Origin of the sequence: Rossellomorea aquimaris TF-12 (genome assembly GCF_001648555.1) — a bacterium.
In the GTDB taxonomy this organism is placed as follows: Bacteria; Bacillota; Bacilli; order Bacillales; family Bacillaceae_B; genus Rossellomorea; species Rossellomorea aquimaris.
Map to the genome: position 1 here is coordinate 75,147 of NZ_LQXM01000030.1, position 16,898 is coordinate 92,044.

14 protein-coding genes are annotated in these 16,898 nt (G+C 39.7%); all 14 read right to left on the bottom strand.

Annotated elements, in window-relative coordinates; translation table 11 throughout:
• Positions 1-694 precede the first annotated feature (694 nt).
• The 14 genes from IQI_RS17670 to IQI_RS17735 all read right to left on the bottom strand — a co-directional run bounded on the left by IQI_RS17670 (position 695) and on the right by IQI_RS17735 (position 16,789).
• Complete coding sequence (locus IQI_RS17670) at positions 695-1,654, bottom strand: PDR/VanB family oxidoreductase (RefSeq protein ID WP_064093997.1); 960 nt, start codon at positions 1,652-1,654, stop codon at positions 695-697.
• An 11-nt stretch (positions 1,655-1,665) separates the two neighbouring features.
• Positions 1,666-2,118: a dimethylamine monooxygenase subunit DmmA family protein gene (locus tag IQI_RS17675; RefSeq protein WP_064093998.1), complete on the bottom strand. Its 453-nt coding sequence runs from the start codon at positions 2,116-2,118 to the stop codon at positions 1,666-1,668.
• A 5-nt stretch (positions 2,119-2,123) separates the two neighbouring features.
• Positions 2,124-3,008 (bottom strand): heme-dependent oxidative N-demethylase family protein, encoded by an 885-nt coding sequence (locus IQI_RS17680; RefSeq protein ID WP_156509960.1) that lies wholly within the window; start codon positions 3,006-3,008, stop codon positions 2,124-2,126.
• Between the two features lie 276 nt (positions 3,009-3,284).
• Complete coding sequence (locus tag IQI_RS17685; RefSeq protein ID WP_064094000.1) at positions 3,285-4,010, bottom strand: DUF2161 domain-containing phosphodiesterase; 726 nt, start codon at positions 4,008-4,010, stop codon at positions 3,285-3,287.
• Between the two features lie 335 nt (positions 4,011-4,345).
• Positions 4,346-5,833, bottom strand: coding sequence for a glutamate synthase subunit beta (locus IQI_RS17690; protein ID WP_064094001.1), 1,488 nt, complete (start codon positions 5,831-5,833; stop codon positions 4,346-4,348).
• 15 nt (positions 5,834-5,848) lie between these two features.
• Entirely contained in the window at positions 5,849-10,435 is a 4,587-nt protein-coding gene (gltB, locus tag IQI_RS17695) for a glutamate synthase large subunit (RefSeq protein ID WP_064094002.1), read from the bottom strand.
• Between the two features lie 396 nt (positions 10,436-10,831).
• Positions 10,832-11,299 (bottom strand): DinB family protein, encoded by a 468-nt coding sequence (locus IQI_RS17700; RefSeq protein ID WP_064094003.1) that lies wholly within the window; start codon positions 11,297-11,299, stop codon positions 10,832-10,834.
• A gap of 140 nt (positions 11,300-11,439) precedes the next feature.
• Positions 11,440-11,895 (bottom strand): SRPBCC family protein, encoded by a 456-nt coding sequence (locus IQI_RS17705; RefSeq protein WP_064094004.1) that lies wholly within the window; start codon positions 11,893-11,895, stop codon positions 11,440-11,442.
• Entirely contained in the window at positions 11,888-12,238 is a 351-nt protein-coding gene (locus IQI_RS17710) for a MerR family DNA-binding transcriptional regulator (RefSeq protein WP_064094005.1), read from the bottom strand. Before IQI_RS17710 ends, IQI_RS17705 begins: the two co-directional genes overlap by 8 nt.
• Positions 12,239-12,368: 130 nt before the next feature.
• The gene (gene mnmH / locus IQI_RS17715; protein ID WP_064094006.1) at positions 12,369-13,418 is read right to left on the bottom strand and encodes a tRNA 2-selenouridine(34) synthase MnmH; all 1,050 of its coding nucleotides are present in this window, start codon (positions 13,416-13,418) and stop codon (positions 12,369-12,371) included.
• Positions 13,419-13,587: 169 nt separating this feature from the next.
• Positions 13,588-14,193, bottom strand: a complete 606-nt coding sequence (locus tag IQI_RS17720; protein WP_064094007.1) for a methyltransferase — start codon at positions 14,191-14,193, stop codon at positions 13,588-13,590.
• 10 nt (positions 14,194-14,203) lie between these two features.
• Positions 14,204-15,259, bottom strand: a complete 1,056-nt coding sequence (locus IQI_RS17725) for a C45 family autoproteolytic acyltransferase/hydolase (RefSeq protein WP_064094008.1) — start codon at positions 15,257-15,259, stop codon at positions 14,204-14,206.
• Positions 15,260-15,391: 132 nt separating this feature from the next.
• The gene (locus IQI_RS17730) at positions 15,392-15,886 is read right to left on the bottom strand and encodes a ferritin (protein ID WP_064094009.1); all 495 of its coding nucleotides are present in this window, start codon (positions 15,884-15,886) and stop codon (positions 15,392-15,394) included.
• 54 nt (positions 15,887-15,940) lie between these two features.
• The gene (locus IQI_RS17735; protein ID WP_064094010.1) at positions 15,941-16,789 is read right to left on the bottom strand and encodes a phosphotransferase family protein; all 849 of its coding nucleotides are present in this window, start codon (positions 16,787-16,789) and stop codon (positions 15,941-15,943) included.
• Positions 16,790-16,898: the final 109 nt, after the last annotated feature.

Genomic DNA, 16,898 nt, shown 5'->3' on the forward strand with positions numbered 1-16,898 from the left:
GTCATGGGATTGAAATTTTCATAAAAAAGTAAAAGCCTGCTTACCAAGTGGCTCTTTTTGTAATGTTTATAGATAACGCAGAAAAGAAAGGAGTAGTGGATTTCCGCTTCAGTTGCTCGCTTTCCGCCGGGCGTGAGTTGAGCATAAGTCCATTCTTCCACAAAGGCAAAATGCGCATTTCCGACAGAATCGCCTATTGCATTTCGCCCCTGAACCAAGCCCCTCCGCTTTTCGTACTTTCCCGCAGAAGTCGAGCACCTTCCGCACCAATCAACTTCCCAGCATGTTTTTTTAAAAGAAATAAATACAAAACTTTTAGCAACCAAAATTTCTAGGATGAGTTGAGATTGATTTTTTAGAAGGAAGAAGAATTCTATTTAGATTTTTCTTGTACTTCTATGAAAAGAAATCGACAACGGCAATCTTAATATACTTAATTGGAGCTGAAATCGACTGTTCTCAACCAAAAAAATAGCCTGATTACCATATTGGTAAGCAAGCTGACTAATGTTTTTTCAAAATGGATTAAAAATTCCGGATTAAAACTCTAACCAGCTGTCTCAACTCTTGAAAATACCACCTTGCATTTGAAGTCCCAAGCTTCTCTTCAAAAAATCCACCATGTTCATACTTTGTTCGAAAATGTTTACACAGCGAACTTAATAGTTTCATTGTATCTTCCTTGATCATTTATCTATTTAACTACTATTTTGTCCGACTTTGCTCTTGATACACAACTTATGATAACATCCTGATTCTTCTTTTCCTCTTCACTTAAAAAGGAATCATAATGATCCACTTGTCCCTCTAATACCTCTAGCTCGCAGGTCCCGCATCGACCGAGGCGACAGGAGTAAGGAACCTCTATTCCTGATTCTAACAATGCTTCTAGTAACGTTTTTTCCTTTGTAACATATATTGTTTGGCCATTTGTCAGCTCTACTTGGAATGGATTCATTTTCAACGGCAGTGGGGGTGTAAATTGTTCATAGTGAATACTACATGTTGGGTAGCCTATTTGCTTTGCCGTTTTAATAAAGTGACGTGTAAATCCTTCAGGCCCGCAAAAGTAAACATGTGAGCCAATTGGATGTTCTAACAGAGTAGCTTCACTCAGTCTATTTGATTCACTTTCTTGAGAAAAATAGAATGAAGTCTGCTTAGGGTACTGTTCCTTTATAAAGGAATAAAACGCGCAGGTCTCTTTTGTTTTTGCAGCATAGTGAAGTTCAAATGAACCACCTTCGCTTTGTAGCTCTGCCATCATGGAAAGAAAAGGTGTAATTCCTATTCCACCTGCGTAAAAAACATGATGTTTTGCTTTAAAACTAAGTGGGAAGTCATTCTTTGGATAACTAATCCTTAAAGTATCTCCGATTTGAATATGATGATGCCAATAATAGGAACCTCCTTTTGAAGCTTCACTCAGGGAGATTGAAATCCTATATGATTGGTTGTGTTCGGGATGAGTCGTTAAGGAATAAGATCTCGCTATTATTTCGTTCTCTTTTTCTATATAGGTAGTAATATGTGAGCCTCCACTAAACAAAGGCAATGTCTCTCCTTCTACTGAGCTCAATGTAAAGCTTTTAATCGAAGGAGTCTCTTGTTGAATAGATTGAACGGTTACACGTATTGTTTTTTCAAGATTCAAAGATGTTCCTCCTACTTTATTGTCGCTATATATCCTAAATAAGCTTGTCGTAATGAAGAATAATGATCAGATACGGAAAGTTTTAATTGACAGTGATCGCATTTTGCCATCTTCGTTTGATCAATTACTTCTGTTAATCCATGACAACGACAGCAAAAGATTTGGATGGTTTTTACACCGTAGCCAATATATTGTGCTTCTTCTTCAGAATAACCTATTTCCTCGGCTACCGATTTTAAACGCTCAAGCTTTTCCCAAGCTGTACATATGTATAAATAGCTTCCCATTTTTTGATTTCGTAACCAGGGAGAGGCATCCTCCGGCTCAAGTACCACTTCCAAAGGAATCGTCTTCTTCCTTACTTCATACATAATAGGAGCGAGAATTTCTAACCCTCTCTTATCTGCATAAAATAAATATTTATTCTTTCCCTCAATGAACATGGGTTTGGATCTACCTATCATCCACCTCACCTGCTTTTTAAGTATTCTAGAACGGTTTGTCTGTATTGTGATAGCCCCTTATATTCTGCAATCTGATCTGGAAGCTCTTTTAAAAGCTCAAAAAATTGTCTTCTCCATTCTTTGTTTTCAACGAAAGTTCTTAAAGGGAGGAGATGAGTATGAATGGTAAATAGAATGCTATTTGAACGGGGTAAGCGAAATAGTTTTTGAACCTCTACTCGTAAGTGAACTAATTCCCCTACGTTTTCCTTAGTCACTTCATTTCTGCCTTTCCCCCACACATCAAAGGTTTCAAGGGATGTGTCTAAGCGACTTCCCGCCATAAGGGACCAATTTCTCCTACTCCAAGGTTCCCCCGCTTCCATTCTCATTAAGAAGCGTACTATACGATCATCTAACCCTTCTTCTTTAAAACCAGGAATGGGACGATGGATTTCCTTGAAACTCATTCCCACGTTAAAGGCGAGTGACCAATTCGCCGGGAAACACAGTTGTCCGGCATCTAAAAATAAATCTCCATCCCTCTCCATCATCAAAATCAAGTCCTCCTGGACATGACGACCGATAAAATCTAAAGGCTCAAATGGCAAGGTAGTATGATCACCGGATACAAACGATTGTTTTTCACTTAGGATATGATTGTGAAATGTCCAATTTTCACCGTTTTTCTCAAGAGAAAAATGATTAGGATATTCTGAAACAAGATGCTCGAGGATCATATGAACTATTTCCCATTGTCCTCTCATTGCATGTGGCCGGGATTGAAAACATCTTTTTGGATGTTCCGTTAAGAGTTCTCTTTTAAGCTTTATTTCTTCACAATATGATGGTGTCAATTGAATACTGATGGGAGGTTCGAGAGGAAGTGAATTATTGGAATAACGATACATATCATCTTTAAATGGATATGGAAAAAAATCAAGATTTTTTATAATACTCACCCCTTTTTCAGAAGATTCTTTCTTTTATTTTAATAGAAAATGGAAACGATTTGAAGGTAAAATTAATCTAACTGTTTATAGTGGCAACTTTTATAAAAGGACTCAACGTCAAGAAGGAAAAATCCTTTGATAGCTATATGATGGCATATATAATTAGGACCAGTTGGATATGTCTATAATATGGAAGGTAGTGGATACATAAGAAAGACCTGACTCCATTCAGAGTCAGGTCTTTCTTTCATCATTCATTTTTCCTTTATAATACTCCACAAGCTCAGGATATTGAGCGAACTCTTTTTTACCTGTATCACTTAAATCATATACTCCTCTTTTGACGCGTTCAAACCAACGATAATAATTTTTTTGGAGAATAGAAGAGGTTTTGTCACCGGTCCCCATTTCTTTAAGAGCCTTCGGAGACATCGGACCATTTTTCTCCAGAAAACAGGCTATGTGGATACAGCTTTCTTTGTACGCCGTCATGATTTTCGTTTTATTGCTGCCTCCTGTATTGTAATCGGCACTTCTTCCTTCGATCTCTTTAATTAGTGACAAACGTTTTTTCTTACTGTATTTCATACTCTTTTTACGGTCAAAGGGTTCAGGATGAAAGACAAAGTCGATCTTAGGGGTGTTACCATTGAGCGAAACCGTGATAAGGCCTAAATCCAAACGACGAACCAAATGACACACGTCACTCCATCGTTTTGAACGAAGACGTTTCGGCTTTGGGATCGCAATGTACACCAAGTCAGTGAGTCTTTGACGTTTGGCAGCTTGAATTAGAAGGTCAATGGTCAAGGACAGCTTAAGCTCGACGATTACGAGATCCTCATCTTTAACAGCCGTTAAATCACAATCATTCACTTCCCCATTCACACGATACCCTAGCTTTGTAAAATGTTTTTGTATAGGTTGATAGAGGTCTACTTCCTTTTTTTTCTGATTCATATGTAAATACCTTTCTCGTGAAAAATTATTCTATCTAAAAGTATAGAGCATTTTCAGGAGAAACGAAATGTCACGATGAGGGTGTGTTAGCTTCTAGACGGGTTTTTACGCCTAATTGGACTTTTATCGGCGAAATTAATGGATTTATCGGCGAAATTTCAATTTTATCAGGGAAATCACTACGTTTATCAGCGAAATTTAAAATATATCAGCGAGCTAACGATTTTTCGACACCACCACACACAAATCGACACATCCCCTTACAACCACTCTCTTACCCCATAAAAAAAGGACCTCACAAGTGGGCGATTAAGCCCACTGGAGGTCCGTCCCTCTTATGGTAGTTCGGTTGTGCCCATGAGGTAGCGGTCGCATTCGCGGGCGGCTTCTCTTCCTTCGTTGATGGCCCAGACGATGAGGCTTTGGCCTCGGCGCATGTCTCCTGCAGCGAAGATTCCTTCTACATTGGTTGTGTATTTTCCGTATTCTGCTTTAACCGTCGTATTGCTTTCGGTTTCGATTTCGAGTTGGCCAAGTAGTCCCTGCTCGGGACCGCTGAAGCCGATGGCTAGCAGGACCAGGTCAGCTGGCCAGACTTTTTCAGTACCTGGTATTTCTTCTCGAATTTTGTTTCCTTGTTCATCATAACGGAGCTTAACGTTAACCGTATGAACTTCCTTAATATGACCGTTTTCATCTCCTACGAATTTTTTGGTCATGACAGCATAGGCGCGTGGGTCGTCCCCAAATACTTCAGCGGCTTCTTTTTGACCATATTCTACTCGATGGACGACAGGATATTGTGGCCATGGGTTCCCTACTTCATCTCGAATGGAGCCTTTTTTATCGTAGATATCAAATTGAGTTAAGCTTTTACAGTTGTGACGTACTGATGTCGCCAAACAGTCTGTACCCGTGTCTCCTCCACCAATGACGATGACATTTTTCCCCGTAGCTGAAATGTATTCACCATCTTCAAGGTTAGAATCCAGTAAGCTTTTTGTGTTGGAATGAAGGAACTCCATGGCATAATGGACTCCCTTTAACGCGCGTCCCTCTACTTGAATGTTTCGATGGACGGCTGCACCTCCACATAGAATGACAGCATCATAGTTTTGCCGTAAGTCTGAAACAGGGTAGTCTTGGCCAACCTCTGTATTTGTAACAAATTCAATGCCTTCTTGCTCTAAAATATCCACACGACGCTTCACTATTGAATAGGGAAGCTTCATTTCCGGAATTCCGTAGGTTAAGAGTCCTCCTACTCGATCATTGCGTTCAAATACTGTAACGAGATGACCTGCTTTGTTAAGCTGAGCAGCAGCAGCTAATCCAGCTGGCCCAGATCCAACGACAGCGATTCTCTTTCCCGTTCGTTTTTCTGGCGGCTCTGGTACGACCCAGCCTTCAGCGAATCCTTTTTCGATAATGGAACGTTCAACGGTTCGGATGGCGACAGGTGGCTCATTAATTCCTAAAACACATGCTCCTTCACAAGGTGCCGGGCACGCGAAGCCTGTGAACTCAGGGAAATTATTCATTTCGTGCTCACGTCTTAAGGCTTCCTTCCATTGTCCTTGATACACAAGGTCATTCCATTCCGGGATAAGGTGATACACAGGGCATCCTGTTGTAACTCCGTTGATTTCCATTCCAGTATGGCATGTGGGAACGCCGCAATCCATGCAGCGCGCCCCCTGCTTCTTTACTTCCTCCTCTGAGAGTGGAATCGTGTAATCTTCCCAATCCTTCGTTCGCTCAGCAGGATTTCGTTCATCTAATGATCGTCTTTTATATTCCATGAAACCAGTGGCTTTTCCCATTCATATCCCCTCCTTTTATTTAGCTGGCTCTAATATTTTTGTTCCCTCTTCAAAAGCTTTCATCTCAGCATCAAATTTCTCAAGACCGCTGTTTTCAAGCTCTGAAATTCTTTCTCTCATCTTCAAATATGACTTAGGAATGACTCGCACGAATTTAGACAGGTACGCATCCCAATTAGACAATATTTTCTTCCCATTCGCACTCTGAGTGTATTCTACATATTGCTGAATCATATCGTAAACTTCCTTTGTTTCCTCTGGATCAAATAACGGTTGAATAAGGACAAGCTCTTGGTTACATCTTGATCTAAACGTATCATCTTCATCAAGGACGTAAGCGACTCCACCAGACATACCAGCGGCAAAATTTCGGCCGGTGCTGCCTAATACGACAACTTTTCCACCCGTCATATATTCACAAGCATGGTCTCCAACACTTTCAACAACTACTTGTGCTCCACTATTTCGAACGCAGAAGCGTTCTCCTGCTACACCATAGATATAGGCTTCTCCTGCTGAGGCACCGTAGAAAGAAACATTTCCGATGATGGTATTGCGTTCAGGGATGAATGTAGAATTCGGATCAGGGTGAACGATGATTTTCCCGCCTGATAGTCCTTTTCCTACGAAGTCATTTGAGTCTCCAATGAGTCTTAATGTTAATCCTTTAGGAATGAAAGCTCCGAAGCTTTGACCAGCAGACCCTTTGAAGGTTAACTTAATTGTGTCCTCTGGCAATCCATCTGCACCATAGCGTTTCGTAATTTCACTACCAAGCATGGTTCCTGTTACTCGGTGGATATTTCGAATAGCAGTGGTCCACTCAACAGGGTCTCCCGTTTCCAGAGTTTCTCTGCATCTAGGAATAAGCTCCTGATAATCCAGGGTTTTCTCTAATTCATGGTCTTGCTTTTTCGTTGCATATCGTCCCACTTTTTCAGGAACGTCCGGTTGATAAAGGAGAGCTGATAAGTCGATGCCTTTCCCTTTCCAGTGGTCGATGGCTTCATTGGTTTGGAGGATATCTGTACGGCCAATCATTTCATTAATCGTTCTGAAACCAAGCTGAGCCATTAGTTCCCTTGCTTCTTGAGCAACAAAACGCATAAAGTTCGCTACATGCTCCGGGTCCCCCATGTATTTTTTTCTAAGCTCAGGGTCTTGGGTTGCAATTCCCACTGGACATGTATTCATATGACATACACGCATCATGACGCAGCCAAGAACAACAAGCGGGGCAGTTGAGAAACCATACTCTTCAGCTCCAAGTAAGGATGCAATCACAACGTCTCTACCTGTCATCATTTTCCCATCTGCTTCGACAACAATTCGATCGCGAAGACGGTTCAAAAGGAGGGTTTGGTGAGCTTCTGCAAGTCCAATTTCCCATGGTAAGCCAGTATGCTTCAGACTTGTTCGAGGGGCTGCTCCTGTTCCCCCGTCATATCCACTGATTAAAACAACGTCCGCTCTTCCTTTTGCCACTCCAGCTGCAATGGTTCCAACACCTACTGCTGAAACAAGTTTTACACTGATTCGGGCATTAGGATTAGCATTTTTTAAGTTATAGATGAGCTCCGCTAAATCTTCAATGGAGTAAATATCATGATGAGGTGGTGGAGAAATTAACTCAACTCCAGGAGTCGATCCCCTTACCTCTGCCACCCAAGGATAGACTTTTTTACCAGGTAGGTGACCACCTTCACCTGGTTTTGCCCCTTGAGCTACTTTGATTTGAATTTCATCTGCGTTCACCAAGTAATGGCTCGTCACACCAAAGCGTCCTGAAGCTACCTGCTTAATGGAGCTTCGACGAGAATCACCATTTTCATCAGGAGTAAAACGGTTTGGATGTTCTCCACCTTCACCGGAATTACTTCTTCCACCGATTTTATTCATAGCAATGGCTAATGCTTCATGTGCTTCCTGACTAATCGAACCAAAAGACATGGCACCTGTTTTGAAACGGCGACAGATTTCTTCTACTGATTCCACCTCTTCAATCGGAATAGGCTTTGATTCTTTGAAAGAAAGAAGACCACGAAGAGATTGAAGATTTTGTTTTTCATCCGTTAACATGTTGGAATATTTTTTGAACAAATCATAATTGTTTGTTCGACAAGCATGCTGAAGGGTATGAATGGTACTTGGATTGTAGGCGTGATCTTCACCGTTTTTACGGTATTGGAATTCATCGCCTGAATCTAAGGTCCTGTTCCCATCTTTCCGGTCATTAAATGCTTTTCCGTGTCTTAATAGAACTTCTTTTTCAATTAGATCCATGCCAATACCGCCTAATCTGGACGGAGTACGAGTAAAATATTTATCGATGACATCTTTACGGATTCCAACTGCTTCAAAAATTTGAGCACCACGATAGCTTTGAATTGTTGAAATTCCCATTTTGGACAATACCTTGATGACACCATCGGTTACGGCTTGAACATAGGTATTCACAGCATCCTCATAGGTTTGTTCCGGAAGCTCACCCTTATTAATCAGGTCGCGAAGGGTTTCAAATGCAAGATACGGATTAATTGCTTCAGCACCGTATCCAAGTAGTGCCGCGTAGTGATGAACTTCTCTTGGCTCACCTGATTCAAGGAGAATACTGACAGTGGTTCTTGTTCCTTTTCGAATCAGATGGTGATGAAGTCCTGAGACTGCAAGCAGTGCGGGAATCGCAGCTCTCTCTTTCTGTACTCCTCTATCGGATAGAATGATGAGAGTCGCGCCGTTTTCAATTTCCTGGTCTGCTTTTGCAAAAAGAGAATCTAAGGTTTTATCAAGCTGATCCTCTTCCTCCGTTGCATTAAACAAAATGGATAATGTAACAGCTTTAAAACCCTTTTCCGTTTGATGACGTAGCTTTTCCAATTCTAACCCAGTTAAAATAGGCGTTCTTAAATGGATATGTCTGCAGCTTTCTGGTATTGGATTGACAAGGTTTCCTTCTGCTCCAATGGTTGTTCCAACAGAAGTAATAATCTGCTCTCGAATCGCATCAATCGGTGGGTTTGTGACTTGGGCAAACAATTGTTTGAAGTAATTGTATAAAAGCTGAGGTTTTTTTGATAAAACAGCAAGAGGAGAATCATACCCCATAGATCCAACAGGGTCTTTCTTATCCGTTATCATCGGCTTGATGATTTTATTTATTTCCTCAGTGGTATAGCCAAATGCTTGTTGCTGCAACAAAATTTGATTATCTGCAAGATAAGCAGGCTCTTGAGTTGGTTCTGGTAAATCCTCCAGCTCGTATTTATTGTTATCTAACCAATTTCTGTATGGCTGTTCAGATGCTACACGAAGCTTGATTTCTTCATCAGGGATGATGCGACCTTTTTCCAGATCAACAAGAAGCATTTTCCCTGGTTGCAAACGATCTTTGTACACAATATCATCAGCGAAAATATCGAGTGCCCCTACTTCTGAACCAAGAACAATCATGCCTCCCTTTGTTACGTAATAACGGGCAGGTCTTAGTCCATTTCGGTCCAAACAGGCTCCAATCTGTTTTCCATCTGTAAAAACAAGAGCCGCCGGTCCATCCCATGGCTCCATTAAACAACTATGATATTCATAAAAATCCTTTTTCTTTGGGTGAATGGTTGTATCATTTTCCCAAGGCTCAGGTACCATCATCATGGCAGTGTGAGCGAGAGAGCGTCCAGAAAGGTGGAGGAACTCAAAGCAGTTATCAAACATGGAAGAGTCACTACCTGTCTCATCAATAACCGGAAGAATTTTCTCTAAGTCTTCATCACTAAAGACACTTGAATGACACAGCTTCTCACGTGCTCTCATCCAATTCACGTTTCCACGTAATGTATTGAATTCTCCGTTATGAATGGTATAGCGGTTAGGATGTGATCGTTGCCAGCTTGGAAAGGTATTTGTACTAAAGCGGGAATGTACAAGGGCTAATGCTGACTGAAACTCAGGGTGATTGAGGTCAATATAAAAGGAGTCTAGCTGCTCCGGAATAAGCATCCCTTTGTACACTATGGTAGTTGAAGATAAACTGCAAAGGTATATATCCTCCAGTCCTTCAACGTTAGCTACTTCTTTTTCAATTCGTTTACGGATCACATATAGCTTTCGTTCAAAATCCATTCGAGTTTTAACATCATCAGATGCTCCAATGAATACTTGTCGTATAAACGGCTTCGACTTGGAAGCAACCTTTCCTACAAAGGAATCATTCAAAGGTACAGGTCGCCATCCGAGTGTTTTCTGCCCTTCTTCTTCAATGATTTTTTCAAATATTTCTTTGCTCTTCATTCTTTTATCGTAATTTTCAGGAAGAAAGACCATCCCAATGCCATACTCACCTTCACGTGGCAGTAATATGTCTTCCTTCTCACATTGTTTTTTAAAGAAATAATGAGGAATTTGCGTTAGGATACCTGCACCGTCTCCAGTGCTTGTATCAGCTGATTGTCCTCCACGGTGCTCCAAATTACATAAAATATTAATAGCATTTTGAACTATATTGTGTGTCTTTTTGCCATCAATGTTCGCGATCATTCCAATTCCACATGCTTCATGTTCATGCGCTGGATCATACAACCCTTGCGCAACAGGAAGATTCGTTTTCATCTAGCGTCCCCCTCTTCAAAACTTGTATTATTTCAAGATAATAAATGATTAATTAAATTTTCTTAATTTTCGTAAGTATATCATGAAATTTAGAAAAAACGAAAAATTTAGTCAATAAAAAAATGCCTTTCACACCTCTAATTCATTGAATTTCCTCTGTGATTGCTGTGCCTATTCACCTTATTTAACTAAATTTTCAGAATGTTTAAATCCTTGTTATTCCAATAAAGAAATCGCTTACATCTTTATGAATTCTTTTCTTATATTTATACATATTTAACAATCAATTCTGTCTATTTTATTCACAAAAAAAATTTTTTATTTCTTTAATTTCTTCTGTTATTTTATGAGGAACACAGTTAGGGACGGACCTCTGAAATGTTCAGAGGTCCGTCCCTATTTTTGCAGGAAATTCTTTATTTGATTAAGATGATGGTGGTCGTGTTGAGCTAAGTTTGTGAAGTATTCTTTTAAGGTTATTTTGGTCGGTCCAATGGATATTTGCCTGGTCCATAAATCGTCTTCCAGTTGAGAGATTGCTTCCATAAGCCCTTGTCTCTTGGAAATAAATGATGCTAAGGTCTCTTCTCTAGTCTGATGTCTGCTCGTTTCCGATGATTGACGATTCAGTTCTTCGACATCTGGCGCTGGAGGCAGAATGACATTGTCTAATCGAAAATATGGTATTCTCATCTCTAAAACAAATTCATCCCAAGGAATCAAATGACCAACGGTTTCACTGATACTCCATTTATTCTCTTCCATTGGAGCTCTCCATTGCTCATTTGATAAGGTATTTAAAGACTTTACCCATTCGATAAAGTGAGTGTGATGAGAAAGAATCTCTTGTTTACTCGTATTCAATACAATCAGCTCCTTGACTACTTTTAGATCTCATTTGCTTCCTAAGTTAAATATAGTTCTTTCGCATTTTTTTTGGAAGATAAATGTTAGGGAAGGGAGTAAAAGAGGGACGGACCTCCCCGGGGAGGTCCGTCCCTCTACTATGCTTCTTTTATTGCTTCACTTTCTACTCTATCCATGAAGTCGGTGACAACTTTTTTGTTGTTTTTTTCTCCACCAAGTTTTAGTAGGACTTTACCTAAGAAGTTTTTGCCTGTATTTTGACCTTGGTAGATGAATTTTGTTTGGTTTTCTTCTAGTTTGATGAGGGTGAATGCAGCTTCAATATCGAATGCATTGGCTAGTGAGAAGCCGATTTTATTATGTTTTTTCTCTGGAGTATTTTCATATTCAAGGTCCTCTACAATATAGGTTTCCACTCTTTTTCCTTCTTTGTATTTTTGTCGATAGGTTGAACCTACAACGCCTTCTTTCCTTTCAAGTACTTTGTTTTCAATCACATTCGGCATGATCCGCTGAATGTTTTCAATTTCAAACAAGTTCCACATAACTTCAATATTGACTGGAATGGTTCGTTCTTCATGCCATTTAATCATCTAGATCCTCTCCTATTCCCATTTCGAAAAAATCATCCATTTCTTCGATAATATTTTGAATTCGTGTAATCTCTGTTTCTAAGTCCTGCTTCTTTGCTTTTATCAGCTTTTCCAAATTCTCAAATGACTCATCGTTCACGACAGTGAGCATTTCTTGAATGGAAAAATTGAATCTTCTTAAATAGACGAGTAACCGTCCAACAAGATATGAACCGTTGTCATAGTATCGATAGTTGTTTTTTGGATCGATATAGACGGGCTCAAGTAATTTTATATCGGCATAATAGCGTAATGTTTCCTTGCTTAGTCCTGTCATTTTTGAGAACTCACTAACCTTGTACATGCCTTCCACCCCTCAACAAAATCTTAAACTATGTAGTGCACCACACGGTCAACTACTTTCTTTTTATAAAAATAAGACCTGGCGGCCAAGGTGGCAGGTCTTAAGAATTTGACGGTATTATACTGCCCATTTACCTCACTGGTAGTAAGTCGGTCTTAGACAAAAGGATTCCCTTTATCTCTTTAACCGCTTCCTCAATATTACTTACGTTTAGAGTAATCATTTGTTCCTCTGAATATTGCTGTGCCGTATGTATGTATCTCGGATCATAATAGTACTCCAATAACAATTGTAGGATTCTTTCATAGTTTCTTTCCTGTAATTCTTCTTCAATCTCGTTGGCTATTGGACTATGAATTCTTCTTTTTATTACCCGGAATGCTTCATTAAACTCTTCATGATGGTCTTGTAGTTTATATTCTTCTAAAATATGACGAACTCTTTCTTCCATAGGCATGTTGATAAAGATATGGGTTCCTTTTTCTTTTTTCTCCAGTAAAAATCCTGGAAGCAATAGCTTACCTATTCTTTTGCTTTCCGCTTCAAACACGAAAAAAGCAGATTTTTGAAGCTTGTGGATTTCTTCAATGAGTAAGGAATCAAACGTTTTCTGATTGTTAGGATCTAAACCGATTCCACCAAAAATAGAGCCTCTATGATTGGCTAATCCTTCGATATCCAGTGTCGGGTACCCTTCTTTTTTCAGTTGCTTTAAAATGGTGGTTTTCCCAATACCCGTTCCGCCATTTAATACATAGGCATGGGGTTTTAAGTCTACAGTCTCTAATTGATCTAAAACCCAATGGCGATAAGCTCGAACTCCCCCTTCTATGCGAAGGACTTTCACTCCCATCAAATCAAGAAATGTAGCAGCCGCCTTACTCCTCATTCCTCCACGCCAACAAAAAACCACCTTTTCTCCTTCAAGTCGTTTAATCTCTTTTATAAATTGTGGGAGTTTAGCAGAAAACAGCTCCAGACCCCGATCCGTCGCTTTCTCAGCACTTGCTTGTTTATACAGTGTACCTACCTCTGCTCTTTCCTCATCATCAAACACCGGTATATTCACACTTCCAGGAATGGTCATCTCTTCGAATTCAGAAGGTGATCTGACATCGATAAACACGAACTTATTTCGGTCCAGATGAATCAATTCATTTATTGTCATGTCCTTAAACATGCACTCTCCACCTTTCTAAACCTATCTACCTATCATTTCCTCTTTTTGCTTTTAGTAGACAATATTTCCTAATACATGAAGTTTACCAAAGTTAAAATCATTCTGTACATATACTTTACATTCTCTATACCAAAAAAGCGCCTTGATTCCATCAAGGCGCTTTTTTCACTTAATATTTTAATCCATAAACCAAAAACCTCTCGTACAGGTTGTGCTCATGGATGCCAGTAAGGTTGATTTCTTTCTTCAATTCAAATAAAGGATGATCCTCTAAGTAATGAATATAATCATCGGATACATAATACAGCATGAGCTCAATATTTCGTGGTGAAGTCTCAAGTGAGTAGAGAATATTGTTCATGACCTTCATGAAAATTTCAACAGAGAAAGGATTAAAAAAGTAAAAGCGATTGTCCTCAGGATGAACTTCATAATCTTCAGCGAACGTGCATTCAAAGTGAATGGTGTTATTTCCTTTATGTTTTTGACCATAGCTTGTACGATTTTCCAGAGCCTTTCGATAAAACGATTCATTCATTTCGATTCCTACAACAGTTGAATGAAATAAATAGTGAATCAAAAAGTTCAATCGACCTTTTCCACATCCAAAATCGACTACCCGGTCACTGCTTTTCAATTCATATTGTTGAAACAAGGCTTTTAGTGCATGGTAAGGGGTCGGTTCATATCGATGGTAATGGATCGATCGGTGAACCGCCATTTTATCCTTTCCAGTTTTAATATTGAGTAAATCATCATAATAGTGTTCGCTCATAGTTTACTCCTTAAAGAAACCAATCTGCATTCTTATCCATATGAACAAATGGAATATCCGTTTCGATTTCTCCAGTCATACGCTTCATATTAACATCTTCTCCAAGAAGCCATCTTGCAAAATCGATTGTTACTGGTTCTCGATTTCCACCCAATGCAAACCAGGCTTTTAAATCCTTGGGAAAGTAAGCCGATGTATGGATGGTCCCTGCCCAGCTTCCATATAAGTCCGAAAAGATTCCTTTATCCTTATCATTCAATAACCGGAATGCTTCCCGTGCATCAGACACTTGACTTTCCTTCAATACCGATAACCTCCGCATCGAATCAACCAAATGGTTCCGATTCTCACCCTTCATCACCTCAAAATGATTCGTACAAATATTTGAGGGACGGACCTCCACTCCACGAGGGGAAGTTTCCACAACATAGGTGTCACCACTCTTGTCATACACCACATAACTAAAGGAATGACGATGTGGAATTTCCTTTAGCATATGGACTGCCTCTAAGACATTCCCACACGATTCAAGTATCAACCGCCCAATCATACAACAGATGAAGCCCTCACCAGGTTTTTTACGATGCATGAAGTTGTAGCCAATAGCCAAGCCTTTTTCATTCATTCCATCCATTCTGCCGGTTACCCGCTGACTAGGTCCTACAATGGCATATCCTCCATCACTCGGTTGAAAGAACACATACCGACCTTCGTATGTCTTTGGATGATAATCATAATTCCGAATGAGGTAAGAATCTCCTGTTATGATGGAGCAACCAGATCGTACGTAATCTAAGCGATATCCCCCAAACTCTTGAAGTACTCGTTCCATTGGCCACTGAAGAGCAGCCTCAAGACCTAATAGTTCATCCCATACTCCAGGAGCAAACTCTGTAATCGCTTCCTTCACTTCCTCGATCTCAATTATGAAACGGGGCTTTCTCACCTTCCATTGATTCTTACGGTTTTGAACCGTCAAGGAATTCTTTATTCGTTCACCTTGCATAACGCCAAAGTCATAATGAGTTCCACGAAATTGAATTACGTCTGTATAAATTTCCTTCATGATTGTCCCTCTTTTGTATGTATTTCTTTCCTTTAGGATAAGGGATACAAGAAGAGAAAGAAAGGAAATGAATTCTAAATCACATAATAAAAAAATACTTACCTCACCTTAGGGAAGTAAGCATTTCTTTCATTAACCTGCTGCCGTTCTCTGACCAAGCTCCTGGTCCAAAACCAATAGTGCTGCAGGATTATCTTCAGCTATCTTTAACCGGTCAACAATGGTTTGGGATTGAGCCTCTTCATCAATTTGTTCTCTTAAGAATTCTTGAATAATAACTGATGTTTGCTGATCATTTTGTGCTGCATACTCATAGGCTTTACGATAGGATTCTGTTACAAATTGTTCATGCTCTAACACCTTCTGAAAGGTTTGTAGAGGGGTTCCATACTCTGCTGGCTGTGCAGGTAAAGCCTGTATTTCAACCTTCCCTCCACGATCTGTTACATAGTCAATCCACTTCAGCATATGAGTCCTTTCTTCTTCAGCCTGAAGTCTTAACCAGCTTGCCATGCCTGTATAATTTTGTTGAGCCATATAAGCAGACATTGCTAAGTACAAGGTTGTAGATACATGCTCAATTTGAATAAGGTTATTGGCTAATTTCTCTATTTCTTTTTTAAGCATTTCCATCCTCCTCTAATATAGGGATTTAACTCTATATTTTATTGGAAGATGGTATTATTTATGCTTTATCTCTTGGAGTGCTCTTTGAGCAAACCAATGATACTGCTCTCTCATGGTTTCTTCTGTGCGTTTTTCCAACCCCCAGCTTGAGATGCTGGATGCATGCTTTAGCGTTGCCCACAAGTCCCAATAAGGGAGGGTGGTAATATCAAGATGAGGCATTTTTGATTGATACAAGTGTGTGAATATTGTCATCGCTTCAACTCCAAATGCCCATAACATTTCTAAGCGAGCATTGGATAGATCAGATAATGGATCACCTACTGATGCATCCTCCCAATCGATTATAGATACCAGTTCGCCACTTCTCCATAGAATATTGCCTGGCCAGAAGTCTCCATGTAAAATTACATGTTGATTTTGTGATTGAGGTTCATGTATGTCCGAACCTTCTTCTGTAAAATCCCTAAGCACTTCTATCCAATTCACATCGAGCTTTGGTAGAAAATTTATTTCTGAGCATTCCACTCTATGTATTTCAACAAGATTCGATGCAGCCTGTATAAGATAGCAATCGATATCAGACGGAGTAAAATCAGGTTTCCCTTCTATATATTCAATTAATATATACGAACCCTTTTCTCTATAATGAAGAGGTTCAGGAACCAAAACTCCAGCTGATTTCATATTTTTCAACAAATTAAATTCATCTCTGGCCATTCGCGGATTTTGTTTACGATCCGTTTCCCCATGCTCTCGAACAACCATTTTCTTGATTTTACCGTTTGGTTGCATGACCTCTATTGCCGTAACATTTGCTGAGACTCCACCTTTAAGTTGCCACATGCGGAGTAATTGAAGTTGGCTATCGATTTCTTGAACGATATTTTTTATCCTGCTCATGGTTTCTTTCTGCTTTTTTTATATAAGACAAAAACAGCTACAAGCCCAATCAGGATAATATATGGTACAAATGAAAAGAGAACTATTTTCGTTAAATCAGTCATGTTTA

What these genes read in the sequence shown, in the direction of transcription:
- IQI_RS17675 (WP_064093998.1), bottom strand. Translation starts at nt 2,118, where the DNA reads ATGATAGGTAGATCCAAACCCATGTTCATTGAGGGAAAGAATAAATAT.
- IQI_RS17680 (WP_156509960.1), bottom strand. Translation starts at nt 3,008, where the DNA reads ATGTATCGTTATTCCAATAATTCACTTCCTCTCGAACCTCCCATCAGT.
- IQI_RS17685 (WP_064094000.1), bottom strand. Translation starts at nt 4,010, where the DNA reads ATGAATCAGAAAAAAAAGGAAGTAGACCTCTATCAACCTATACAAAAA.
- IQI_RS17690 (WP_064094001.1), bottom strand. Translation starts at nt 5,833, where the DNA reads ATGGGAAAAGCCACTGGTTTCATGGAATATAAAAGACGATCATTAGAT.
- gltB (WP_064094002.1), bottom strand. Translation starts at nt 10,435, where the DNA reads ATGAAAACGAATCTTCCTGTTGCGCAAGGGTTGTATGATCCAGCGCAT.
- IQI_RS17705 (WP_064094004.1), bottom strand. Translation starts at nt 11,895, where the DNA reads ATGATTAAATGGCATGAAGAACGAACCATTCCAGTCAATATTGAAGTT.
- IQI_RS17710 (WP_064094005.1), bottom strand. Translation starts at nt 12,238, where the DNA reads ATGTACAAGGTTAGTGAGTTCTCAAAAATGACAGGACTAAGCAAGGAA.
- mnmH (WP_064094006.1), bottom strand. Translation starts at nt 13,418, where the DNA reads ATGTTTAAGGACATGACAATAAATGAATTGATTCATCTGGACCGAAAT.
- IQI_RS17720 (WP_064094007.1), bottom strand. Translation starts at nt 14,193, where the DNA reads ATGAGCGAACACTATTATGATGATTTACTCAATATTAAAACTGGAAAG.
- IQI_RS17725 (WP_064094008.1), bottom strand. Translation starts at nt 15,259, where the DNA reads ATGAAGGAAATTTATACAGACGTAATTCAATTTCGTGGAACTCATTAT.
- IQI_RS17730 (WP_064094009.1), bottom strand. Translation starts at nt 15,886, where the DNA reads ATGCTTAAAAAAGAAATAGAGAAATTAGCCAATAACCTTATTCAAATT.
- IQI_RS17735 (WP_064094010.1), bottom strand. Translation starts at nt 16,789, where the DNA reads ATGAGCAGGATAAAAAATATCGTTCAAGAAATCGATAGCCAACTTCAA.